The organism is Lactonifactor sp. BIOML-A5, from assembly GCF_009677585.1.
Classification (GTDB): domain Bacteria; phylum Bacillota; class Clostridia; order Lachnospirales; family Lachnospiraceae; genus Lactonifactor.
Genome location: NZ_WKYV01000007.1, coordinates 155,355 through 178,443 on the forward strand (window position 1 = coordinate 155,355; position 23,089 = coordinate 178,443).

Below are 23,089 nucleotides of genomic sequence, written 5' to 3' on the forward strand. Positions count from 1 at the left end.
TAAGGTGCTACATTAAATGGGTATCCTCCAGCCGTTTTTCAAAGAATTCATTCAGCCGGATGAGCGGTTTTCTCAGCACAAGACCTAAGAGCAGGGCAAAGGGGATAAAGAGCAGCAGATGGAGAATATCCGCCCAGTAGCTCATATGGTAGATGCCCGCTACCGTCTCCCGCATTGCATTTATTCCGTAGGTAAACGGCAGAAAGGGATATACTTTCTGAAAAAACTGAGGGGTAACTTCAATAGGGAAGGTGCCTCCGGCCCCGGCTATCTGGATCACCAGAAGAATGACGCAGAGCGCCTTGCCGATATCCCCAAAAGAGACCGTCAATGTATAGATAATATTGGTAAATACCAGGCTGCAGATCATTCCGGCAAGAACAAAAAGCACCGGATTCTTACACTGTATCTCCAGGAAAAACAAATCCCCAAGGCAGATGATGGAAGACTGTATCAGACCGAAGGTGAGAAACAGCAGATAGCGTCCCAGATAACACTGAGAGGGCTTTAAATCCCTTAGCTTTTCGTCTTCATCCACCCTTACTTTCATAATAGCTACCAGGACAATGCCCCCCACCCAGATAGCAAGAGTGGAATAGAAGGGCGCCATGGCAGAACCGTAGTTTTCTATGGAATAGAGGGAATTAGTGTCCAGCTGTACCGGGGATGACATAAAGTCACCCATAATTGCGGGATCGTTGCGTATAATCTCCAGAAGTTTGGAGATCCGTTCATCCTGCCCTACAGAATTTACACCGTCAACCAGCTTGCGAATCTTACCTCTCGTTGTTTCGATGATTTCTTTCGTACTTGCAAGAGACTCCTTTCCAGAGGTGAGAGAGTTTCCAACACCGTTCAGGATCCCATCCATATTGGAGAGACAGCCGTCCGCGCTTTTCAGCATACCTGAGAGATCCGAAGAGGCCCTGGAGATCTTATCCAGAAGACTGTCCAGGGAGGGCTGTACGGCAGTGCGGTAGGAAGTGCGGATAGAGGCCAGATCTTCCGTACTGCTTTTAATCAGAGCCTGGATATCCTCTCTGGTTTCGGCGGCCTGATTGGAGGCAGACAAGATGGATTCTGAGGTATCGGTAATCCTGTCAATGATCCCCTGCTGATGCTCGCTGGACTGCTGCAGCTGAAGGATCAAATCCTCAATGGAAGATAATCCCAGGGTGGTATTTAATTTTTCCAGCAGTGCAATGTTCTTATTGTTCATATCAATAATAGACTGGGAGAGGGAAGTGGTCTGCTCCAGCTTCCCTGCGGCGTCATCCACACTGTTCTTTATTCCTGAGAAAGCATCTGTGGCAGTTGAGGACACAGAGTCATAGAGTCCCTGGCTGGAATCCAGGATATTCCCAATTCCCTGGGTGATGTCGCTTAGAGAGGTCTGGGAGGCATCCATAATAGACTGGGCATCGGCCAGTGCTGTATTGCCGTTGTCCAGGGCAGTAGCTACATCCGGCAAAGTCAGTCTGGTGGTCTCCACGAGCCCATTGACCTCATCTACGGCAGAGATAAAGGCGTCTATGGTCTCTTCGTACTGTTCGAGATCCCCATCAATAGTATTGAGAGAGGAGATAAAGCGGTCAAGAATCGTGACTTGCTTATCTTCCAGATCTGTTGTGGTCATGTTCAATACCCCTGCAATTGCCTCTGTGGCCTCGCTGATGAAGGTAGCGTTTACCTGCTGCTGGATTACACCAACGCCCTTATCTGTAATCTTGGGAGCAATGGCATTTTTCTTTTCATTTATGTAGTATTGTATCTGAGGACGTTCAATATCAGTAGAAAGTATACTGGACATTTTTTGGCTGAAATCAGAGGGTATGACCACAGCAGCATAGTATTTGCCGGATTTCACCCCTGAGAGAGCAGTTTTTGTATCTGTAAACTGCCATCCGATCTGGTCATTGGCCTTCAGATTGGATATAATCTGATCTCCGATGTTCAGAGAGAGTGCTTCCAGGCGGCAGCCCTCGTCTTCGTTGGATACGGCTACCTTAATACCTGCGGTATTGCCGTATGGGTCCCAGTTTGCCGCAATATTAAACCAGGCATACAGTGCGGGTATGATGCTTATGCCGATGGCTACAACAAGTGCCATAACATTTTTAGTGAGGCGTTGTACGTCTCGCCGGTAGATTCTGCATATATTTTTCATTTCTGCTCTCCCTCTAATAATTTTTCTGCCTCCAGCAATTTTTTATAGCGATAGTCAATGTATTCCACACAGATCAGATAAACGGCCAGAAGGATGATGGACACAATCCATGCCGTAAGGAAGATGAGCTTTGATTCCAGGCTGAACATAAGGATTAGAAACACAGCCGGGATAATCAGAATACCCAGAAACCCTCCCCGGATAAAAAGGGGATATTTTATGCGGAAACGTTTATAAGTGTCAAGAAGCTTTTCCTTTCGCAGCTCTGTGTCCAAAGCATCCTGGAATCCGAAATGCATCAGGGTGAGAGAAACAGCATCTTTCTTTGGTCTGCCCTGGGAAAGGTAGGACATATATTCTGCTTCCAACCGGTTAAGAAGCCTTTGTCTGACAGCGGCGTCGGCCTTTTGAGGGGGCAGGGAGGCATAGAACTCTTCCAGGAATCGGGTTATTTCATCCATAATTATTATGCACCTTTCTGAAAATATATTGTTATTTTAGCATGGGTAATTGTAGTTTACAACCAGAAAATGACCAATCGTCATTTGTAGGAAAGGTATTGTCATTTTCGGAAATAGATACTTGAAAGATAGAGAGGGCTGTGCTATGATTTTTACTGCAGGAGTAAATTACATATGAACAGAGATAGAATCAAATGTAACAGCAATCAGATAGATAGAAGGATAAGAACGGTCATGCCAATACCCGGCATGGCTTTTTTCTTTTCTGATTTATCAGAATAGAGTACTAATTTATCAGCACAGTAAAAAGGAGGAAAATAATGAAGGAACAGGTTATTAGAACAGGAAAGGATGTAGGGATGGTGATTCTGGGCAATACCATCTATGCGCTTGCAGTTACCATGTTTATCCTCCCAAATGGATTAATTACAGGAGGTACCACAGGTCTTGCAATCGTGGCCAACCACTATTTTCAGATTCCGGTCACAGGCTTTGTGAGCGTGTTTAACGTTTTGATGTTTCTTGTAGGGGCTTTTATTCTGGGAAAGAAATTCGCAATGACAACGATCATCAGTACCTTTTATTATCCCGTCGTACTTGGGATATTTCAATCTGTGCCGGCTCTGGCAAACGTGACTTCGGATCACATGCTGTCGGCTCTGTACGCAGGTGTCATGATTGGAACAGCCATAGGGATTGTGATTCGTGCGGGAGCTTCCACCGGTGGGATGGACATTCCTCCTCTGGTATGCAACAAGATCTGGGGGCTTCCCATCTCAGCTGTAATGTATGTGTGTGACTGCGGGATTCTGCTGCTGCAGATCCTTTTTTCCGTTCAGGAGCAGGTTTTGTACGGACTGCTTCTGGTATTCCTTTACACCATGGTTCTGGACAAAGTCCTTCTTATGGGCCAGAGCAAAACCCAGGTAAAAATTATCAGTGAAAAATATGAGGAGATCAATGAGATGATCCTTGGAAAACTGGATCGCAGCTCCACCCTGCTGCACGGGGAAACCGGATATCTTCGCAGCAGCCTTCCTGTGATCCTTACCGTAATCTCCGGACGTGAGCTTCAGAGGCTGAACAAGGAGGTACAAAAGATTGACGAAGAAGCATTTATGATTGTAAGCCCGGTAAAAGAAGTAAAGGGGAAGGGATTCACCAGCAAAAAAGAATATTTATAGAATAGGAATTGACAAAAACAGGGGAAAGGCATAGAATGGTTTACGGGTAAACTGTTTACTGAAAAACTATTGGAAGGGAAGAGAGAATGCTGGAATTAGGAAGGGGTTATTTCGACAAATTCATAAAGTTAGAAAAACTTTACCGAAAATATTTTCAGGAGGCCTTGGCTTCCTACGGATTCACGCCCAATGAGATGATTGTACTTTTGTTTTTATACAACAATGCTCCGGCCTTGGACACTTCCCGGGATATTGTCAGGTGTAAGGGAATATCCAAAGGGCTGGTGGCCAGATCCGTGGAATCTCTTACAGCCAGAGGGTATCTGACTACCCGAAGAGATGAGAGGGATCACAGGGTTATCCACCTGAAGCTGAGCGATCCTGAGATCGTAGGTGACCTGCAGAAGACGCAGGAGCAGCTGGCAGCCAGGCTGGAGGAAGGAATCCCGGAAGAATATAAGAAAGTAACCAATGATACCTTAAGGCTGATGATTGAGAATGTTGAGAGAATGCTGAAAGGAGAGCAATTGTCATGAGTCATGATAAGACACAGAAGGAAGCCAGTCTGGGAACGGATCAGATAGGCAGCCTTCTTTTTAAGCTGGCGCTGCCGGCTATCTTAGCCCAGATCATTAATGTTTTGTATAATATGGTGGACAGGATGTACATAGGTCATATTCCGGATATAGGCCCCAATGCGCTTACCGGAGTGGGGGTCACTATGCCTGTGATAATGGCCATCTCTGCATTTGCAGCCCTTGTGAGCATGGGAGGTGCCCCAAGGGCGTCCATTATGATGGGAAAAGGGAAGAACGAAGAGGCCGAGAAGATCATGGGAAACTGTACCACCATGCTGGCGGTGCTGGCCATACTTCTCACAGTCATATTTCTGGCCTTCGGAAAACCCATTCTCCTGATGTTCGGAGCCAGCGGCAATACCATCAGCTATGCCTGGGCCTATATGCAGATCTATTCCATCGGCACTATATTTGTTCAGCTGTCACTGGGACTGAATGCTTTTATTAATGCCCAGGGATACGCCAAGACAGGGATGCTGACTGTAGCAATCGGAGCTGTCTGCAACATTATCCTGGATCCCATCTTTATTTTTGGGCTCGATATGGGAGTGAGGGGGGCGGCTCTTGCCACGATTATATCCCAGGCGGTATCCTCTGTCTGGGTTGTAAAGTTCCTTACAGGAGCAAAGAGCACCCTTAGAATCCGTCTTAAGAATATGCGTCCCAAAGGAAAATATATTTTTCCCAGTCTGGCACTGGGGGCGGCCCCTTTTATCATGCAGTTTACAGAGAGTATACTGTCCGTATGCTTTAATACTTCCCTGCTGAGATACGGGGGTGACATTGCTGTAGGAGCCATGACAATCCTTACCAGTGTGATGCAGTTTTCTATGCTTCCTCTCCAGGGGCTGACGCAGGGGGCACAGCCTATCATCAGCTTTAATTACGGAGCGGAGAATATTCAGAGGGTAAAGGAAGCGTTTCATCTGCTGCTGAAAAGCTCTATGATTTATTCGTCTCTGTTGTGGGCCATCAGTATCTTTGTTCCCCAGGTGTTTATCGCTATATTTACCGGCAATGCAGAGCTTGCGGCATATACAAAATGGGCGATCCGCATCTACATGGCAGTATCCCTTCTTTTTGGAATACAGATTGCGTGCCAGCAGACGTTTATCGCCCTGGGGAATTTCAAAACCTCTGTTTTTCTTGCGCTGCTCAGAAAAGTTATTTTACTGATTCCACTGATATTTATACTGCCCCATCTGATACCAAATCAGGTACTGGGCGTATTTCTTGCGGAACCAATCGCGGACTTTCTTGCGGTATCTGTTACCTCAATTCTGTTTTACAGAGAATATCATAAGCTGGGCTGACCGTTACGTCAGCCTTACTACCTGATCTACGCCCACGGAACAGATCATGCCCTGTGCTTCGGAGCTGATACCGTGGGCCTTATTGATTTCCTCCATAATAAGATTCCGGTTCTGGGCAGGAACTACAATAATCACCACCTCTTTTTCATTCTGCAGAGTAAAGCCGAAAAAGTGCTTGCTCTCTTCCGTACCCAGCCAGCGTGCTTTGAGGATAGTTCCGCCTCTTGCACCGGCCTTTTTCGCAGTATCCATGACATCATCGGTATGTCCCTGGTTGACAGCAACCAGAATCAGGCTGTGTGACCCTCCATAAGCAGTCATAGTAATCTCTCCTTTCGCAGTATCCTCAGGGATTTCCCCCTTATTTTCGTAGAAAACGGAAGCAACCAGCTGGTTAATTCCTGTGAGCAAAATGTCAAAAACAATGCCTTTGGCCTCAACCTGGGCTCTGAGCTCCGTGTTCAGGTCATATAAAAGCCTGGTAATGCAGGAAGCGGTTCCAAGGCTTAGCAAAATGTCTCTTTCCGGGCTGCCAAAGCCCAATACATCCAGCAGATCAGAGGATGCGGTACCGAAACCACAGCACTGATAATGCCAGAAGACTCCCTGATTTGTATAAAAGTCGGCCAGCACGGCTCCCTGGTGGCGTTCGGCAATGGTTACCATTAGTTTCAGCGGTTCTTGTTTTGCAGTCATCTCTTACCTCCTAATCTTCGGTGTCAAAATACAGAATACAATCCTCCATCTCCTCTTTTGCCCGGGGCTGCCGTGGGGGAAGATGATCTTTTAAACGGCTGGTGAGTCCCAGAAGCTGTATCGTGCAAAGAGGGGTCATGGCCACCATGGCCACAATTCCAAAAGCATCTGTGAGAATATTGCCCCCCACAGCCTCGCAGGCCCCCATTGCCAGGGGGAGAAGAAAGGTTGCCGTCATTGGCCCGCTGGCCACACCTCCGGAGTCAAAGGCAATACCTGTAAAAATCTGAGGAACAAAAAAGGTCATTATCAGAGAAATCAGGTATCCCGGGATTAAAAACCACATGATAGATATTCCGGTTAGGATCCTTAGCATGGCAATTCCCACAGAAAGGGCGATGCCGATAGAAAGACTGTGCTCAATTGATTTTTGGGAGATGGAGCCGTTTGATATCTCCTCAACCTGCTTTGTGAGGACGAGAACGGCAGGTTCGGCTTTTACGATGAAATAACCGATGAGCATACCGATGGGAATCAGCAATACCTTATACTGACTTTGCGCAATGGCAGCGCCGATATGCTGTCCGGCGGGCATGAATCCCACATTGACGCCGGTAAGAAAAAGGATCAGACCTATATAGGTATAAACCAGACCAGACACAATCTTCAGCAGCTGGTGTCTGTGAAAGCGGCGAAACAGCAGCTGAAAAACAAGGAATAATAAAATAATCGGAAGCAGTGCTGTTGTTACTTCCCCTGCATAATGGGGAATTCCTGTGATAAATTCATGGGCGGCATCCTTTGTGGTGGCAATTACAGCAATCTCTGAAGGGGCGTACACTGCCTCCGAGGGGTGATAAAAGATCCCCAGCAGTAGAACTGCCATAACAGGTCCGATGCTGCACAGCGCGATTAGGCCGAAGCTGTCGCTGTTAGAATTCTTATCGCTGCGGACAGACGCCATACCAATTCCCAAAGCCATGATGAAGGGAACGGTGACTGGGCCGGTGGTCACGCCTCCCGAATCAAATGATACAGGGACAAACGAATCCGGAGTACAGAAAGCCATAAGAAAGACAATGGCATAGAAAAATACCAGAGTGTAGGATAATGGGATCTGGAATAACATTCTGACTTCCGCCAGGAGGAGAAAGATTCCGACTCCGGCAGCTACGGTAAAAATTAATACTGGATTAGGAACGGCGGGTACTTGGTTGGCCAGTACCTGAAGATCCGGCTCTGCCACGGTAATCAAGATACCGAGAATAAGGCAGACGGCCAGAGAAATAAGAATGGTTTTGGACTTGCTCATCTGAACTCCTATGCCTTCGCCCATAGGAATCATAGACATATCTACCCCTAAGGTAAAGAAACCCATACCCAGAATCAGCAGCACAGCGCCGAAGATAAATAAGATAAGAGCTCCCGGGGTTAAGGGTGCGATAGTGATACTTAGAATCAAGACGATTACAGTAATAGGAAGGACAGAGGAGACAGACTCAAGGACTTTTTCTTTCAGTCGATGGTGCAATCTCAAATAGAGACTCCTCCTTTCTGGTGACAGGATGAACAGCAGCCAGTGTAAGACCCACTTATTCCGGCATACCGGATCAGGAAGCCCGGATGATTAAAACAGAAAAAGATTGGTATAACCTTGTATGTGTTTAGAAACTGCCGGGATAAGCGGGAGATTACACTCCTGCTTTATAGTATACATGATTCTATGCAGAAGTTCTGTGCAGATTTTGTTAAGATTGATCTATGCGGGAGCTCAAGACGGTCAAAGCTCCGGCAGAAGCGTCCTCTTTCTTGCTGCCATGCACGGCATTTACCTGGGCACCCTTAGAATTCGTATGAGATAGTATGCCATACTGCCGAATACGGCAATCAGACTCAGTGCTGTAAAATGCCTGTAAAGCGGCAGTAGGTGTACGGTACAGAAGGATAAGTAGGCGAAAACAGCAGTCATTATAAGCTTCAGTACAGCAATCATGTTTTTTATATACCGGTATACGCTGTCTTTGTTCCTGCTGGTGATGGCAACACCAGTATTCCACACAGACGGATGCTTTTCCAGCACAGAGATACCCACAAACATAAAAAAAGTCAGGATGGGAATGAGAAAAAGCTCCCCTTTGCTGCCCCACCTGTCTACTTCTCCTGCACTGTTATAGTGCCCGGGGATTTGATTGGGAATCGTGCGCCAGAAAAGAATAATATTCAGGAACATTCCAATGATAAGCAGAAGGCTGACAAGACGAATCGCTTTGTGGAACCTGGTGTCCGGTAGAGTGATGATTTCTTTCATGTTTCAGCTCCTTCCAATTCCCCCGTTCGTCAAACGTGGGGGCAAGTTTTCCTCGCTAACGCTCATTATATCATGAAATCATCTATGTATTATAATTATTTTCCAGATCCAGCATATAAAAGCTAATCATAAGGTGTAAAACCGTGCTGTAATCTTTCAGGGAAAAATCTCCAATCTCCTCTATTTTCTGTACCCTGTAAAGCAGGGTGTTTCTGTGAATGTGAAGCTGTGCGGCTGTTTCAGAGGTTCGGAACAGGTTTTTGGTATAGGCTTCCAGGGTCTTTAAAAATTCCGTGGAGTTTTCACTGTCATAAGTTTCCAAAAGTGGGATGGCAGGGGAGATATAATTGGTCCGTGGCATCTGAGACAGCCGTGGAGCCAGTATTGCCGGCAGATAGAGGTTTTCATAATAGTGGACACCATTGGGTCTGCCCATGGACTGCCCCAGTGTCATAGCGTCTTCAGCCTGTTTAATATAGTCTGAAGCGCAGAGAAGATCGTCAAAGTACCTGCTGGCTCCGCAGCAGCCGTTAAACCTGCGCAGCGTTTTAACAAATAAAGTTTCCTCAGAATTTCCTCTCGGTCGTTTCTTCATATTATAGTGAAGCACATAGAGAATATTTTCCTGAATCAGTGCGAACTGGTAAGGAGAAAACTGCTGACTCAGTTTCCGAATGTAGGACAATACATTTTTCTCACTTTTATCATAGGTACTGACAGCAAAGATCTGATAGGGAGGATTTAAGTCGCAGTTCATATCCTTCTGCCACATGGTAAGCTGTCTGGGAGTTTTAATACGGTGATTAAATAATTCTCCTGCAAATACTTTCTGATATGTGTAGGGCATACTGCTTTCAGAATCGCTCTCACGGAAAAAAAGAGCACAGACATTCATGATAATATCCATGGCTTTCAGACGGTCGGAGGTGATCTGATCGTATGTGCACTGCATAGTGACGTATCCTTCCAAGATATCATTTACTTTGACGATGCCCTGAATCTTGGGATTATCCCTGCAGGAACCCCAGTCAACCACATAAGGCGCACTCCGGTTATTGACGGACTGCATAATTCCATCCTCATACAGGCGTACAATCATATCTGTTTCATAGCCTTTATTTTCCAGAAGGTAATCCCACTGATAATCTCCGGTTTTTACATTAGGGGCAATGCCCAAAAGGTTATACATGACATCTACGGTCAGTATCGGGACACCCATGACTTCATAACAGACTTCCATAAGCCTCTGGATATTATTGCGTGGGAGTACTCTAAATATTTTTTCATATAGCTCTAAAAAATCAATGGAATCTGCCATACATGCCTCCTTGTACAAAAATACATATAACAATAATTTATATCTTTTATTATATCCATAGAAAACCGTAAATGCCAGTCCAAATTATTGAAAATGATATAGATTGTTAAGCAGATCACAAATACTTTATATAAAAATGGTGGGTTTACCAGATATACAGGAGTAAAAGTATACAGATAGCACAATAGAAGACAGTGCTGTGCCGTTGTGCAGATGCACAAAAATAGCAGATGCATTTTTCTAGTATTACTGATGACGAAGCCAAGGGATTGACATATAATTAACAAAACGTTGTTGGTACCAGCGGAAACAATAAAAAGAGTCAATGTAAAAGGAGGAACAATTATGTTCGATTTAACGGGTAATGTTGCAGTTGTGACAGGGGCATCGGCAGGTTTGGGACGTCAGTTTGCGCTGGCATTGGCACGTCAGGGAGCTGATGTGGCAATTTTAGCCAGGAGAAAGGATAAGCTGGAAGCAGTGGCGAAGGAGATTGAGGCACTTGGGGTATCCTGCCTCCCGGTTGCCTGCGATGTGACTGATACAGAACAGATCAAAGGAGCTGTGGAAAAGGTAGTGTCTGGACTGGGAACGATAGATATCCTTGTGAATAATGCCGGGGGAGGAAGCTGTATTCCTTTGGAAGAGCTTCCGGACGAGGAGTGGAGAAAGGTACTTTCCCTGGATCTTGACGGGGCATTTTACTGCATGAAATATTTTGGCAGGGTAATGCTGGAGAAAGGGTACGGCCGTGTTATAAACATTGCCTCCATTCTGGGAAAAGGCGGTCTGAAAGAGCTTCCCGTTATTGCGTATGCTTCAGCCAAAGGAGGTATCATTAATATGACCCGCCAGGCGGCCACTGAATGGGCAGAAAAGGGAGTAACGGTAAATGCCCTCTGTCCCGGATTTTTTGCATCAGAGGCTAATGGTCCTGAGGCTATGCAGTCTATGAATGAATTTATCGTTACAAGAACTGCTATGAGCCGTCCCGGCAGGGATGGGGAACTGGATTCTTCCGTTGTATTTCTGGCGGCAAAGGAATCTACATATGTAACAGGTGCTATTTTAACCTGCGACGGCGGATGGACTGCCATATAAACAGACAGAAGGATAACAGGCAGATAAGGAGAGTGTGAGATGAATTACAATTACAATAAATTATTACAGCCAATTAAAATCAATGGAATGCGTCTGAGAAACAGAATCATGATGTCTGGAATGGGAACTTTTACTCCCATGGTAGACGGCACAGATAGTGAGGAAGGCATCCGATACTATGAGGAGAGGGCGAAGGGAGGAGCAGGACTCATTATGACAGGAGCCATGTTCCTCAACGAAAAAACTGCACAGGGAGGCCCTACTCTGGCACTTCACAGTACCAGGGCAATCCCGAAAGCTACGGTGCTTACCGAGCGTATACACAGATGGGGAGGCAGGATTTGTCTTCAGCTCAGCTGTGGGACAGGAAGAAATGGTATGCCGGATATTGGAGAGAGAGTTCCTATTTCAGCATCCCCAAACCCCTCTTTTTACAATCCGGATATGATTTGCCGCCCTCTTGAGACAGAAGAAATTAAAGACATAATGAAAGATTTTTCCGTTGCTGCTCAGTTTGCTCTAAATGCGGGCTTTGATGCAGTGGAAGTACATGGTCATGCCGGATATCTGGTAGATCAATTTATCTCTCCCCAATGGAATGAACGTACAGACGAGTATGGGGGATCCTGGGAGAACCGGGTGAGATTTGCCACGGAAATTGTGGATTCAATCCGAAAAGTGGTAGGACCTTACTTCCCCATCCTGTTTCGTATCTCCCTGGACCATATGTATAAGGGAGGACGTACCCTGGAGGATTCTATGCCTATCATCCGGCTGTTGGAGCAAGCCGGGGTAGATGCTATTGATATCGATTCCGGCTGCTATGAGACAATGGATTATATTTTTCCCACTTGTTATACCGGTGAGGCCTGTATGGCATATGTCTGTGAGGAGGCCAGAAGGCATGTAAGTATCCCAATCATTAATGCAGGCAACCATTCTATGGAGACCGCAGTGAAACTGCTGGAATCCGGAAACGCAGACATTATCAGCTTCGGACGTCAGCTTATTGCAGATCCTCATTTTCCAAATAAGCTGAAAGCAGGGCACAGGGAAGACATCCGTCCCTGTCTGATTTGTAATGAAGAGTGCATCGGACGTATTTTCGGAAGGCTGACACAGCTTTCCTGCACGGTTAACATACAGGCTTGCATGGAAGGCGCCTTAGAGATTACACCGCTCCCTACTCCAAAGAAGGTTGCTGTTATCGGAGCAGGACCGGGGGGGCTGGAGGCTGCCAGAGTTGCTGCCCTGCGGGGATGCGATGTGACAATTTACGAGGCATCCGACAGAATAGGAGGAACCTTCAGAGCTATTGCCAGCGCACCCTTTAAAAAGCGTATCCGTGATCTCATGGAATGGTACGGAATTCAGCTGGAAAAATTGGGAGTTAAGATCCAGTTTAATACAAAGGTCTCTCCTCAGGATCCGTGTCTTGCGGTGGCGGATGAGATTTTTGCAGCTACCGGCTCCGTTCCGTTTGTGCCCTGTATATCCGGGATGGATGACAAAAAAGTAATAGATGTGACCCAGGCGCACATCCGGGGGATTGAGGAGGAACATGTTGTGGTCTGCGGGGGAGGGCTTTCAGGCTGTGATACGGCCCTTGAGCTGGCAATGGAAGGGAAGAAGGTTACTATAGTAGAAATGATGGATGCCTGTGCCCGGGATGTAATGATGATCAACAAGTTGAGTCTGGACAGGCTTCTGGCCGAATATAAAGTAACAATTCTGACAAATACAAAAGTGTCGGGAGTCACAGAGGAAGGAGTATCTGTTGAGACCGCAGTGGGGGAGAAAAAGGTGATTGCGGCGGACAGAGTAATTACTGCTTTTGGACAAAAACCCAACAGTTCTGTGGCTGAGGCAATTGCAGAAAAATACCCTCTGAAGACAACCTTAATCGGAGACTGTCTGAAGGCGGGCAAAGCGGGCAAAGCAATCCGTGAAGGCTTCTACGCTGCGATGGCGCTCCAATAAGGAAGGAAAACACAAGGAGGACAAAGTGAAGACAGAAAAAGGATTTTTTGGTTATAAAGCCGCAGTAGGGGCATTTCTTGTGATTTTTGTTAATCTGGGGGCTTGTACCACCCTGGGGACTTTCCTGGCATCTCTGTCAGCTTACAGTGAACACTCCATCGGTGCTGTAGGCCAGATCGGTACAGTTAATACTATATGCAATGTAGTGCTGAGTCTTGCAGCTATTAAAGCCCTCGGAAAACTGGGTGCACGGAAAACTATGTTTATCTCCATACTGGCGTGTGCGGCACATATGCAGCTGTATACCTTTGTTACACCGGGTGCAAATGTACAAAGCCTGATTCTCATGTATTTAGCCGGTGCACTGGCTTCTTTCTCCATAACATTCGGCACGCATGCGGTCTGCTCATCGGTGATTGCAGAGTGGTTTGTAGAAAAACGGGCTCAGATTACCGGCATGGTACTTTCAGGAGCAGGTATCGGTGCTGCAGTGTGGGTTTTTCTGGCAGGACAGCTATTTAAAGTTACAGATTATAAAAACTGCTATCGCGTACTCTCTGTTCTTGTACTGATCATCGGTTTGTTTGCAGTTCTGTTTCTGATTAAGACAACAGATGAGAAGGGACAAAAGCCTTTGGGCTGGGACAGTGCCTTTGCACAGACAGAAGCGGCAAAACTTCCTGGGGTATCCTATAAAGAGGCCATATCATCCACTTCTTTTAAAGTACTTGTGGCGGCCCTGCTTTTCTCAACAATAGGGGGAACAGCATACCTGTCCTATGCTCCAACCTGGTGGCAGATGAACGGAATGACAGCTACCGGGGCCGCAAACTGGAATGCCATCTATCTGCTTCTGGCGGGACTACTTTTGATGGCTGCCGGAACAATTTCCAATAAGCTTGGGACTAGTGGCTTCATCATTTATGTGTGCGCTGCATTTATACTTACCTTTATCTGTATGATATTATGGCCCGTAAGCGGTGCCACGTATCTGATGGTACTGACGGTTATCTTTGCTGCCGCCGCTTATCCTGTATGTGCAAGCATTCCTTCTTTTGTGGGAACTGCAGCATTCGGGGCAAAAGAATTTGCGCAGATCTCCGCAACCTTGATGGTCGCCGTATATATTGGCCAGGCTCTGGCGTCACCGGTAATGGCAGTGCTTTTGGCTTCCAAGGGAGGTATGAGCCTTGCATGGATTGTATTTGCCGTGACAACCGGCATTGGAATGATACTGCTGCTGGCCGCATTAAAATTGTCACCCTTAAAAAAATAGCTTTTTGAATAGAAAGAGGAGGTATTTATGGATTTAAAACTGCAAAATAAAGTCGTTGCCATCAATGGCTGTACCGGCGGGATAGGGCAGGCGCTCTGCAGAGCGTTTGCGGGAGAGGGCTGCAGACTGGCAGTCTCATCTACAAGTCAGGCAAAATTGGATGCATTTGTCAAGAATCTGGACATTGCTCCGGAAAATCTAAAAACATTTGTGGCTGACGTCACGAAACCAGAAGAGGTGAAGGCTTGGATCGACGGGGCTTATCAGCAGTTTGGGAGGATAGATGTCCTCGTGCCCAACTCCGGATATGAGGGGAAATACGAGGAGATCGCGGACTGCACCTTTGAGTCCTATATGGCAGTCTACAATGTCAATGTATTCGGTGTTATGTATGCCATGAAATTCGCAGCTCCCTATCTTGTAAAACAGGGAAGCGGGGCAATTGTTACCATTGCGTCTAATGGAAGTTATACCACAGCTGCCGGAATGAGCGCCTATTGCTCATCCAAGCATGCGGTTGCCGGGCTGACAAAGTCAGTTGCTCTGGAACTGGGTCCTCACGGAGTGCACTGTAATTATATCTGCCCTGGAGGAGTTGATACACCTATGATTAACAGGATTGAAAAAAACACCTTCGGAGATACAAAGACACATAAAGAATGTGAAGAAATATTCGGAAAGGATTATCTGGATAAAAGGTACTGCAGGCCGGAGGAAGTGGCAAATCTGGCGCTCTATCTTGCCTCTGATTTATCCTCCCATATTATGGGATCAGGAATCCGTCTGGACGGAGGCATGGATGCTCTCTGCTAAGTATGTAAACATAAGGAAATGATCTAAAAGCCACCGGGAAGAAAATAATCCCGGTGGCTTTTTGCGCCCGGAGGGCCGCATTCTGCTTATTTGCAGTCACAGCCAGATTTTTTTGGAAAATCAAAGCTGGGATTAAAGGCGTAGAAGTTTTTGCAGTCCAGTTCTTCCTGAATAGTCCTCAGAGCCTCCCCGAATCGCTGGAAGTGAACCACTTCTCTGGCTCTCAGGAAACGGATAGGATCTGCAACCTCAGGATCCTTAACCAGACGCAGAATATTGTCATAGGTAGTTCTGGCTTTCTGTTCTGCTGCCATGTCTTCGAATAAGTCTGTGATGGGATCCCCCTTTGATTGGAATTCGCATGCGTTGAAAGGTATCCCTCCTGCAGCCTGAGGCCAGATGCCTACGGTATGGTCTACGTAGTAGTTCTGGAAGCCCTGCTGCATAATTTCTTCCGGAGTCAGGTCTTTGGTGAGCTGATGAACGATGGTGGATACCATCTCCAGGTGTGCCAGTTCTTCTGTACCTATATCGTTCAGTACACCCATAGCCTTTCTGTTCGGCATGGTAAACCGCTGTGAAAGATAGCGCATGGAGGCGCCCATCTCGCCGTCAGGGCCGCCGTACTGGCTTAAGATAACCTGTGCTATTTTAGCGTTTGTTTTTGTGATATTGATCGGATACTGTAATCTTTTTTCATAATTCCACATAAATTATTTACAACCTCCTTTCACTTCCCAGGGCCAGGGCTGCATAACCCATTCCCAGGAGGTACTGCAGGCGTCATCTGCAGTATCGATGGTCAGAGGTCCGTAATAGGCAGCGTATTCCTTCAGGGCTTCCTTGCGGATTGCAACTTTTTCCTGATAGAAGGCAAGGGCTTTCTCATCATCCGGATGGGTATCCAGATATAGGAGAATATCGTCTACAGCAAAGCTGACTTCGTTAATCAGCTGAAGTAATTGTTCTTTACATGGTTTGTTATTTCCATTCATCGATGCATCACCTGCTTTCCTGTAAATGGCTTGCAAAGTTCCGGGAAAATGGTTCCTACCTGGAGAGCTTTGCAGAGCTCAAAGGTAGAGCGGAACTTCTGACAGGGTACATATCCCATAGCCAGGGGGAGAGAGTTGACAACAGAGTAATCACAGTCCATAGCCGGTTTACAGGGGGATGCGGTACGCGGTTCCGGAGTCCTGGACGGGCATGGAGGGGGATAATAGGGACGGTACCCTGGATAATTATTCATTCTGCATTTGTCCATAAGCATATCCTTTACAAAATTTAAGTTATTACAGTACTATCCTATGTCTTTTCATGGAAAATGTTCCGCGGAACGATTGCCTTTTCCGGCTGAAAAGGGTAGAATGAGTGTAAATTACATATGAGTACAATAGCAGTAGGTGGGACCCGGTTACAGGCAGAGCTTTTTGCCGGGGTATGGTATGAAATAGTGCAGCGGTTGTATTATATAAACCGCTGTCTGTTCCTCAGGTTGCCTTACTGGTATTTGGAAAGGGGAAAAACTCATGAATCTGCACGAGTTGGTAGAACAGAAGTCTTTGGAATTAAAAGAAAAGACAAAGGACATGAATGCGCTGATTCAGAATATTCCTGGGGGAGTTATGTGCTGTGAATATACCAGGGAATTAAAGTTGCTTTTTATCAGTGACGGTTTTCTGAAGATGACGGGATATACAAGAAAGGAGATTGCCGAACGGTTTCAAAATGAATTCTCCCGTATGATATATCCCGGGGATCTGGAAAAAACCTGGGAAAAGGTGGAAAAGCAGCTGGCATATAGTGATCAAAAAGAGATTGAGTACAGGATAATCTGCAGAGACGGAAAGCTTCTTTATATTCACGATAAAGGGCAGATAGTAAACAGAGAAGACGGCAGCCAGGTCTTCTACTGCATACTGACGGATATCGATCATATGAAAAAGGAGTCCCTGAAGCTTAGAGAACAGGCGCAGAGGGATGCTCTTACAGGTCTGTACAATAAGATAACGGTGCAGAATCTGACAGAAGAAAAGCTTTTGCATATGCAGGAAGGAGAGCAGGGTGCATTCTTTATCATTGATATAGATAATTTCAAGCAGATCAACGATGTATTCGGACACCTGAACGGGGATGTAATGCTGGCAGAGGCCGGCAGAAGCCTGAAAAATCTGGTGCGGAGCAACGATATTGTGGGAAGAGTGGGAGGCGATGAATTCGCAGTACTCCTGTGGGGGATAGAAAAGACAGAGGATGCAGAAAAGAAGGCCAAAGCTATACTGGATGCCTTTGGGAAACTGATGAATAAGGAGATGGATAAGCAGCAGATCTCCTGCAGCATCGGCATTGCCAGGATACCCAAAGATGGCAGAACCTTTCAGGAAATCTTCAAAAATGCAGATGTGGCACTGTATTATGCTAAGAAAAAGGGGAAGAATAGATATGCTGTATATGAAAAGGGTATGCTTCCTCAGTCGCTGACTGCAGCAGAGGTGAAGTCGTTTGCACCCTCTGGGGAAAAGGAGATAGAATCCGACAAAAATCTGGGTGTGCTGCCCTACCAGTTGGCAGAATATGTGTTTCACATCCTTTATAATGGTGACAATCTTGAAGAATCTATTCCGCTGATTCTTGAAATTGTGGGCAGACAGATGGATGTAAGCAGAGTTTATATATTTGAGGATTCAGAAGACGGTACATATTGTACCAATACCTTTGAATGGTGCTCAGAAGGAATTGCACCGCAGAAAGAGTTTCTGCAGAGGGTGCCATACGCAGTGCTGGGAGATTACTATGACAATTTTGATGAGTATGGCATATATTACTGCAGGAACATTCGGGAGATGACAAAAGAACAGTTTGACATCCTGGATGCACAGGGAATTAAATCTATGCTTCACTGTCTGATTCGGGACGGAGGAAAAAACAGAGGATATGTAGGGTTTGATGAGTGCCGGGAAAATCGGTTCTGGCCCCAAACCCAGATTAGAACCCTCTCTTTGATTGCGGAAATGGTAGGGACTTTTCTTTTGAAGAAAAGAGCCCAGGATAGGAAAGAGCAGCTGCTGGACAGCCTGCATATGATCTTAGACAATCAGGAAGAATGGATATATGCTGTGGAACGCAATACCTATAAGATTCAATATGCGAATCTGGCTACCAGGGAAGCTGTGAGTGAGGCTGCGGAGGGCAGCATATGCTATAAAGCCTTCTATCACAGAGACACACCCTGTGAGTATTGTCCAAGCCTCCGGCTGAAGAAGGGAGGCAAAAAGGTCAGTGCGGTTTTATACAGCGAAGTGCTGGGGAAGAAAGTTATGGCAACAGCGGCCGCTATTCCCTGGCTGGATCAAAAAGAGGTGTTTCTTATGTCTTGCAGAGATTTGAGCTGAATTCAGAATAGAAAGGCAGAAGTATAAGGGTATATGAGAAAATTATTTGGCCGTCTGTATTACATTGTAAAGAAGAATATGGGAAGCCTTTTGGTATTTGAGATTATGTACCGGACTGCAACATTTCTTCTCAGTGGTTACTGCGTGCAGACAGCCATAGACTTTTCTCTGAAAAAGCAGGGGTTCAGCTATCTCACGGCTGAGAATTATACAAGCTTTATTCTCCATCCGCTTTCCGTGGCTTTGGTGCTGGCCGTGTTTCTCCAAATCCTGTTTTTTCTTCTGATAGAAGCAGGGGCACTGATCACTTGTTTTGAAGCCTCGGCCAACAGGCAGAAGGTGACTCCGGGGGATCTTTTATTCGGAGGGCTCTACAGGACCTTTATCATGATCCGGAAAAATAAGACGGCATGGATTCTTGCAGCAGCACTGCCGGCTCCGATTATGGAGCTGCATCTCATTGTGAGAGAGGTCTCTTATATTAAATTACTGCAGTTTTCGGCGCAGCAGCTCTATAAGGCTGTGCCATGGCACTGGGTGCTGTTTGCCATATGCGGATTACTGCTTGCTTTCTCCCTGCTTTTCATCTATATTCTTCCCAGCTGCTTTATGACTGGGGGGAAAATAGGAAAACGAGTGCCCGAAGCCCTGAAAATATTTCGGAAGAATACCGGAAAGACGGTTGTTGGGATTGCGGTGATTAATGTACTTGTGGCTCTGATTGTTGGGACGGTATATCTCATCGCAGTTATATTTGTGGTCCTGTATTCTATGCTGACCAAATCTACAGCTATGGCGGCAGGTGCTGTCCTGACCTACAGCAGGTGGCTGGATATCGGTCTGGGACTGGCAGCAGGTGCGGTAGAACTGGTTCTCACCCTAGCGTTTGTCTTTGTGATTTATGAGAAAGCCTATCCCGATTCAGTCAGTAACTGGAAGAAGCGGATTTTGTTTCCGAGGCATACAGCAAAGGGACTGAGGCTGAGAAGAAAAATTGCCGGGGTATTGACTGCCATTCTGCTGGTATCAGAGGGCTTTTACGGTGTTTATGTAATGATACAGAGCCGCCAGGCTGCGGAGAATATATGGAATTCTGTGGGGATTACAGCCCACCGTGGAGGGGCATTGATGGCTCCTGAGAATACGGTCAGCGCTCTGGCCTATGCGAACGATACCCTCTGTGATTATGCTGAGATTGATGTGCAGGAGACAAAGGACCGTGTGCTTGTACTTCTCCACGACAATTCTCTGAAACGAACGGCTGGCCTGAAGGAAAATATATGGAACGTAACCTATGCCCAGGTGAATAAACTGGATGCAGGAATCAGTTTTCATAAAAAATTCAGAGGGGAAAAAATCCCCACACTGGAGGACGCTATAAATTTTTCCAAAGGAAAGCTGGACTTAAATATTGAGATTAAGTATAATGGTGAGAATAAAGGAATCGCAAAGCGGGTAGTCAGGGAGATAGAGAAGAACGATTTTGCCGACCACTGTGTGATTACTTCCATGAACTATGATTTTCTGAAACAGGTCAAAAAGGCGAACCCTGATATTAGAACCGGTTATATTATGACCATGACTTACGGCAGTATTGCCAATGTTAAATACGCTGATTTTTTTAGTGTGAAACACACCTATGTGGATGAGGACTTTGTTGCAGAGGCTCATGCCTGCGGTAAGGAAGTACACGCCTGGACAGTGAACTACAGGGGAGATGTCAAGAGAATGATAAACTGCGGGGTAGATAATATTATTACCGATAACCCGGTTCTGGTGCGGAAAGTACTGGACCAGGAGAGTGACACAAGAACAGGATTTTGGGAACTGATGAAATATGCTCTTCGCATATAGAGCTTGAGACAACGGAAAAATAATAACGGAGGAACTTCATGTTTGCACAAGTGAAGGCAATAGTAAAAAGCAGAGAAAAACGTGCGAGAGCCAGGCAGAGGGCGAAAGAGCGGTTAAGAGCGCAGATTGACTATTATGATTTTAATCTGGTGGCTGTGGTGCTCCTGCTTACCTGCTTTGGCCTTGTGATATTATACAGCACCAGCGCCTATGTGGCGGAACTGAAATTCGGAGATGACATGGCTTATTTTGGCAAGCAGGCACTGATCAGTGTGGTCAGTATCCTGTTTGCGCTGGTGATATCCCGGCTGGATTACCACCTTTTGATGCCGCTGGCCTCCTATATTTATCTGGCCGCAGTTGTGCTTATGGTCCTGGTAAAATCCCCTCTCGGTATTGTTCTGAATGGGGCCAGAAGATGGCTGAAGATTGGACCCATTCAGTTTCAGCCTTCGGAGGTGGCAAAGATTGCGGTGATTACGTTCATCCCCCTTTTGATTATCAAGATGGGGAAGCAGATTAAAACATGGCAGGCATGCGTGATGCTGCTGTGTGCGGGCGGTTTTTTGGGAGCGCTTGCTTACATTTTCACAGATAACCTGAGTACAGGTATCATCATTGTGGGAATCACGGTCATTATGATATTTATTGCCCATCCCAGAACAAAACCCTTTATTATAGCAGGTGCTGGCGGAGCGGCTCTGATAGCAGGGGGAGTGGCAATCCTTGCCAAGACTCTGGAGACCAGTGAGAGCTTTCGTATCCGAAGAGTACTTGTATGGCTGGAGCCGGAAAAGTATATCAGCGACGGAGGATATCAGATCATGCAGGCGCTTTATGCTATAGGATCCGGCGGCTTTTTTGGAAAAGGCCTGGGAAACAGCGCGCAGAAACTGGGAGCTGTGCCGGAAGCCCAGAATGATATGATATTTTCCATTATCTGTGAGGAGCTTGGGGTATTTGGAGGCGCTGTAGTTCTGATCCTGTTTGCATATCTGCTGTACCGGCTGATGTTTATCGCTCAGAATGCACCGGATTTGTACGGCTCTTTGCTTGTATGCGGTATCTTCGGCCATATCTCCCTCCAGGTTATCCTGAACATCTGCGTAGTAATTAATCTGATACCTACCACGGGAATTACCCTGCCCTTTATCAGTTACGGGGGAACATCCATTATATTCCTGATGACGGAGATCGGAATTGCCCTCAGTGTATCCAGGCAGATAAAGTTTCAGAAACAGGAAGAATAGAAAATTATAGTTGACAAAAAGGGCAATAGCAGATATACTTTGAATGTCAAAGTATTCGGTTGGAGGAAGATTCCTCGAGGTGGCATACGGTTATCCCTGTATGTTAAAGTTTAATTAAAGGAGATTATGAATATGTTAGAAAAAATGAGAGAAATCATTGCTGAACAGTTAAATTGCGAAGAAGGTACCATTACTCCGGAGACATCCTTCAAGGATGATCTTGGAGCAGATTCTTTGGATTTATTTGAATTAGTGATGGCTCTTGAAGATGAATACTCCGTAGAGATTCCTGCTGAGGAGCTGCAGGAGCTGACAACTGTGGGCGCTGTTATGGAGTATCTGAAAAATAAAGGTGTGGAGGCATAAAGCCCACACCTTTCTCTATAAGGAATACATGTGAATCCGGCAAGCCGGATTTTTTTATAAACATATAGTTTGATATACAAAATATTTTACGCACAAAGGAGTTCTCAGAGATGAATAAAATTGCATTTGTTTTTCCGGGACAGGGAGCCCAGTATGCAGGGATGGGTCAGGATTTCTATGAAAAGATGCCCGTCTGTAAGGCGGTGTTCGACTGCTCCGCACAGGTAACGGGACTAGATCTTCCGGAACTTTGTTTTACGGAAAATAGCCGTTTGAATATTACGGAATACACGCAGATTGCTATGCTGACGGTATCCGCAGCCATTCTAAAAGCAGTGGAGGAAACCGGACTCTCCTCTTGTGTGAACGCCGGGCTGAGTCTGGGAGAGTACGGAGCCCTGGTGGCATCCAAAGCCCTGACGTTAGAGGATGCATTCGCCCTTGTGAGAAAGAGGGGAATCTTTATGCAGGAGGCAGTTCCTTTTGGAGGGGCCATGGCAGCTGTCATGGGGCTGGACGGAGATGCGATTGCCAAGATCTGTGATGCTGTTACGGGTACGGTTTCTGTAGCTAATTATAATTGCCCGGGACAGATTGTAATAACTGGAGAGGCGGCAGCTGTGGAGACTGCGGGAGTAAAACTAAAAGAGGCGGGCGCCAGAAGGATTGTCCCTCTCAAGGTATCCGGCCCCTTCCATTCCAAGCTGCTGGCCGGTGCAGGCGAAAGACTCCGGGAGGAATTAAAAAAGGCAGAGATATATCCCATAGAAACTCCCTATGTAACGAATGTTACAGCAGAATACGTAGAGGACAGCGGCTGTGTAAAGGATCTGCTTGTCCGGCAGGTTTCCTCCTCTGTAAGGTGGCAGCAAAGCGTAGAGAAGATGATAGCCGGGGGTGTGGATACCTTTGTGGAGATCGGGCCCGGAAAAACTCTCAGCGGGTTTATCAGAAAAATCAGCGGGGATGTGACAGTAATGAATATACAGAATACAGAAGATTTTCAGAAGGTAATGGAACACCTGGCTTAGG

The 23,089-nt window shown here is 46.2% G+C and carries 21 protein-coding genes; 12 read left to right on the forward strand and 9 right to left on the reverse strand.

What is annotated here, in order from left to right; genetic code table 11:
* Window positions 1–7: 7 nt before the first annotated feature.
* Together GKG41_RS08020 and GKG41_RS23275 are read right to left on the reverse strand one after the other, a co-directional pair.
* Window positions 8–2,167 carry a YhgE/Pip domain-containing protein gene (locus GKG41_RS08020; protein WP_154258010.1) on the reverse strand — a complete coding sequence of 720 codons (2,160 nt, stop codon included), beginning with the start codon at window positions 2,165–2,167 and terminating at the stop codon, window positions 8–10.
* Window positions 2,164–2,628, reverse strand: coding sequence for a hypothetical protein (locus GKG41_RS23275; RefSeq protein WP_194167086.1), 465 nt, complete (start codon window positions 2,626–2,628; stop codon window positions 2,164–2,166). The genes GKG41_RS08020 and GKG41_RS23275 overlap by 4 nt, the downstream gene beginning before the upstream one ends.
* Before the next feature lie 320 nt (window positions 2,629–2,948).
* Between GKG41_RS23275 and GKG41_RS08030 the strand changes: the two genes are divergently transcribed.
* The 3 genes from GKG41_RS08030 (at window position 2,949) to GKG41_RS08040 (ending at window position 5,703) form a co-directional block, all read left to right on the forward strand.
* Window positions 2,949–3,812, forward strand: coding sequence for a YitT family protein (locus tag GKG41_RS08030; RefSeq protein ID WP_154258011.1), 864 nt, complete (start codon window positions 2,949–2,951; stop codon window positions 3,810–3,812).
* Window positions 3,813–3,898: 86 nt separating this feature from the next.
* A complete protein-coding gene (locus GKG41_RS08035) occupies window positions 3,899–4,348 on the forward strand; it encodes a MarR family transcriptional regulator (RefSeq protein WP_154258012.1) in 450 nt (149 codons plus the stop codon).
* Window positions 4,345–5,703, forward strand: a complete 1,359-nt coding sequence (locus GKG41_RS08040) for an MATE family efflux transporter (RefSeq protein ID WP_154258013.1) — start codon at window positions 4,345–4,347, stop codon at window positions 5,701–5,703. The genes GKG41_RS08035 and GKG41_RS08040 overlap by 4 nt, the downstream gene beginning before the upstream one ends.
* A gap of 3 nt (window positions 5,704–5,706) precedes the next feature.
* On the opposite strand, the gene GKG41_RS08045 is transcribed toward GKG41_RS08040, so the two are convergent.
* The 4 genes from GKG41_RS08045 to GKG41_RS08060 all read right to left on the reverse strand — a co-directional run bounded on the left by GKG41_RS08045 (window position 5,707) and on the right by GKG41_RS08060 (window position 10,025).
* Window positions 5,707–6,399 carry a hypothetical protein gene (locus GKG41_RS08045; protein ID WP_154258014.1) on the reverse strand — a complete coding sequence of 231 codons (693 nt, stop codon included), beginning with the start codon at window positions 6,397–6,399 and terminating at the stop codon, window positions 5,707–5,709.
* Window positions 6,400–6,409: 10 nt separating this feature from the next.
* Complete coding sequence (locus GKG41_RS08050) at window positions 6,410–7,936, reverse strand: DUF1538 domain-containing protein (RefSeq protein ID WP_243140990.1); 1,527 nt, start codon at window positions 7,934–7,936, stop codon at window positions 6,410–6,412.
* Window positions 7,937–8,227: 291 nt separating this feature from the next.
* Complete coding sequence (locus tag GKG41_RS08055; RefSeq protein WP_154258015.1) at window positions 8,228–8,707, reverse strand: DUF1648 domain-containing protein; 480 nt, start codon at window positions 8,705–8,707, stop codon at window positions 8,228–8,230.
* Window positions 8,708–8,789: 82 nt separating this feature from the next.
* Window positions 8,790–10,025 carry a helix-turn-helix domain-containing protein gene (locus GKG41_RS08060; RefSeq protein ID WP_154258016.1) on the reverse strand — a complete coding sequence of 412 codons (1,236 nt, stop codon included), beginning with the start codon at window positions 10,023–10,025 and terminating at the stop codon, window positions 8,790–8,792.
* Window positions 10,026–10,370: 345 nt separating this feature from the next.
* On the opposite strand from GKG41_RS08060, the gene GKG41_RS08065 reads away from it, so the two are divergent.
* From GKG41_RS08065 to GKG41_RS08080, 4 genes are read left to right on the forward strand one after another with little or no spacing between them, the layout of a single operon-like run.
* Window positions 10,371–11,126: an SDR family oxidoreductase gene (locus GKG41_RS08065; RefSeq protein WP_154258017.1), complete on the forward strand. Its 756-nt coding sequence runs from the start codon at window positions 10,371–10,373 to the stop codon at window positions 11,124–11,126.
* Window positions 11,127–11,165: 39 nt separating this feature from the next.
* A complete protein-coding gene (locus GKG41_RS08070; protein ID WP_154258018.1) occupies window positions 11,166–13,106 on the forward strand; it encodes an NAD(P)/FAD-dependent oxidoreductase in 1,941 nt (646 codons plus the stop codon).
* Window positions 13,107–13,131: 25 nt separating this feature from the next.
* Window positions 13,132–14,382 carry an MFS transporter gene (locus GKG41_RS08075; RefSeq protein WP_173015535.1) on the forward strand — a complete coding sequence of 417 codons (1,251 nt, stop codon included), beginning with the start codon at window positions 13,132–13,134 and terminating at the stop codon, window positions 14,380–14,382.
* A gap of 27 nt (window positions 14,383–14,409) precedes the next feature.
* Complete coding sequence (locus GKG41_RS08080) at window positions 14,410–15,195, forward strand: SDR family oxidoreductase (protein WP_154258020.1); 786 nt, start codon at window positions 14,410–14,412, stop codon at window positions 15,193–15,195.
* 86 nt (window positions 15,196–15,281) lie between these two features.
* Here the strand turns inward: GKG41_RS08080 and GKG41_RS08085 are convergent, their stop codons facing one another.
* Genes GKG41_RS08085 through GKG41_RS23440 form a run of 3 tightly spaced genes read right to left on the reverse strand, consistent with a single transcriptional unit; the run spans window position 15,282 to window position 16,459 of the window.
* Window positions 15,282–15,905: a manganese catalase family protein gene (locus GKG41_RS08085; RefSeq protein WP_154258021.1), complete on the reverse strand. Its 624-nt coding sequence runs from the start codon at window positions 15,903–15,905 to the stop codon at window positions 15,282–15,284.
* Window positions 15,906–15,908: 3 nt separating this feature from the next.
* Window positions 15,909–16,190 carry a spore coat protein CotJB gene (locus GKG41_RS08090; RefSeq protein ID WP_154258022.1) on the reverse strand — a complete coding sequence of 94 codons (282 nt, stop codon included), beginning with the start codon at window positions 16,188–16,190 and terminating at the stop codon, window positions 15,909–15,911.
* On the reverse strand, window positions 16,187–16,459 hold the full coding sequence (locus GKG41_RS23440) for a spore coat associated protein CotJA (RefSeq protein ID WP_226903343.1): 273 nt from the start codon (window positions 16,457–16,459) through the stop codon (window positions 16,187–16,189). The genes GKG41_RS08090 and GKG41_RS23440 overlap by 4 nt, the downstream gene beginning before the upstream one ends.
* Before the next feature lie 265 nt (window positions 16,460–16,724).
* Here GKG41_RS23440 and GKG41_RS08100 point away from each other — a divergent pair, with 265 nt between their 5' ends.
* The 5 genes from GKG41_RS08100 to fabD all read left to right on the forward strand — a co-directional run bounded on the left by GKG41_RS08100 (window position 16,725) and on the right by fabD (window position 23,088).
* Complete coding sequence (locus tag GKG41_RS08100) at window positions 16,725–18,587, forward strand: diguanylate cyclase (RefSeq protein ID WP_154258024.1); 1,863 nt, start codon at window positions 16,725–16,727, stop codon at window positions 18,585–18,587.
* A gap of 33 nt (window positions 18,588–18,620) precedes the next feature.
* Window positions 18,621–20,441: a glycerophosphodiester phosphodiesterase gene (locus GKG41_RS08105; protein WP_154258025.1), complete on the forward strand. Its 1,821-nt coding sequence runs from the start codon at window positions 18,621–18,623 to the stop codon at window positions 20,439–20,441.
* Window positions 20,442–20,479: 38 nt separating this feature from the next.
* On the forward strand, window positions 20,480–21,691 hold the full coding sequence (locus tag GKG41_RS08110; protein WP_154258026.1) for a putative peptidoglycan glycosyltransferase FtsW: 1,212 nt from the start codon (window positions 20,480–20,482) through the stop codon (window positions 21,689–21,691).
* Window positions 21,692–21,823: 132 nt separating this feature from the next.
* A complete protein-coding gene (acpP, locus tag GKG41_RS08115; RefSeq protein ID WP_154258027.1) occupies window positions 21,824–22,057 on the forward strand; it encodes an acyl carrier protein in 234 nt (77 codons plus the stop codon).
* A 110-nt stretch (window positions 22,058–22,167) separates the two neighbouring features.
* A complete protein-coding gene (fabD, locus tag GKG41_RS08120; protein WP_154258028.1) occupies window positions 22,168–23,088 on the forward strand; it encodes an ACP S-malonyltransferase in 921 nt (306 codons plus the stop codon).
* Window position 23,089: the final 1 nt, after the last annotated feature.

Excerpts from the sequence above, each read along its gene's own strand:
- GKG41_RS08020 (WP_154258010.1), bottom strand. The coding sequence starts at position 2,167 with ATGAAAAATATATGCAGAATCTACCGGCGAGACGTACAACGCCTCACT.
- GKG41_RS23275 (WP_194167086.1), bottom strand. The coding sequence starts at position 2,628 with ATGGATGAAATAACCCGATTCCTGGAAGAGTTCTATGCCTCCCTGCCC.
- GKG41_RS08030 (WP_154258011.1), top strand. The coding sequence starts at position 2,949 with ATGAAGGAACAGGTTATTAGAACAGGAAAGGATGTAGGGATGGTGATT.
- GKG41_RS08035 (WP_154258012.1), top strand. The coding sequence starts at position 3,899 with ATGCTGGAATTAGGAAGGGGTTATTTCGACAAATTCATAAAGTTAGAA.
- GKG41_RS08040 (WP_154258013.1), top strand. The coding sequence starts at position 4,345 with ATGAGTCATGATAAGACACAGAAGGAAGCCAGTCTGGGAACGGATCAG.
- GKG41_RS08045 (WP_154258014.1), bottom strand. The coding sequence starts at position 6,399 with ATGACTGCAAAACAAGAACCGCTGAAACTAATGGTAACCATTGCCGAA.
- GKG41_RS08055 (WP_154258015.1), bottom strand. The coding sequence starts at position 8,707 with ATGAAAGAAATCATCACTCTACCGGACACCAGGTTCCACAAAGCGATT.
- GKG41_RS08060 (WP_154258016.1), bottom strand. The coding sequence starts at position 10,025 with ATGGCAGATTCCATTGATTTTTTAGAGCTATATGAAAAAATATTTAGA.
- GKG41_RS08065 (WP_154258017.1), top strand. The coding sequence starts at position 10,371 with ATGTTCGATTTAACGGGTAATGTTGCAGTTGTGACAGGGGCATCGGCA.
- GKG41_RS08070 (WP_154258018.1), top strand. The coding sequence starts at position 11,166 with ATGAATTACAATTACAATAAATTATTACAGCCAATTAAAATCAATGGA.
- GKG41_RS08080 (WP_154258020.1), top strand. The coding sequence starts at position 14,410 with ATGGATTTAAAACTGCAAAATAAAGTCGTTGCCATCAATGGCTGTACC.
- GKG41_RS08085 (WP_154258021.1), bottom strand. The coding sequence starts at position 15,905 with ATGTGGAATTATGAAAAAAGATTACAGTATCCGATCAATATCACAAAA.
- GKG41_RS08090 (WP_154258022.1), bottom strand. The coding sequence starts at position 16,190 with ATGAATGGAAATAACAAACCATGTAAAGAACAATTACTTCAGCTGATT.
- GKG41_RS23440 (WP_226903343.1), bottom strand. The coding sequence starts at position 16,459 with ATGGACAAATGCAGAATGAATAATTATCCAGGGTACCGTCCCTATTAT.
- GKG41_RS08100 (WP_154258024.1), top strand. The coding sequence starts at position 16,725 with ATGAATCTGCACGAGTTGGTAGAACAGAAGTCTTTGGAATTAAAAGAA.
- GKG41_RS08105 (WP_154258025.1), top strand. The coding sequence starts at position 18,621 with ATGAGAAAATTATTTGGCCGTCTGTATTACATTGTAAAGAAGAATATG.
- GKG41_RS08110 (WP_154258026.1), top strand. The coding sequence starts at position 20,480 with ATGTTTGCACAAGTGAAGGCAATAGTAAAAAGCAGAGAAAAACGTGCG.
- acpP (WP_154258027.1), top strand. The coding sequence starts at position 21,824 with ATGTTAGAAAAAATGAGAGAAATCATTGCTGAACAGTTAAATTGCGAA.
- fabD (WP_154258028.1), top strand. The coding sequence starts at position 22,168 with ATGAATAAAATTGCATTTGTTTTTCCGGGACAGGGAGCCCAGTATGCA.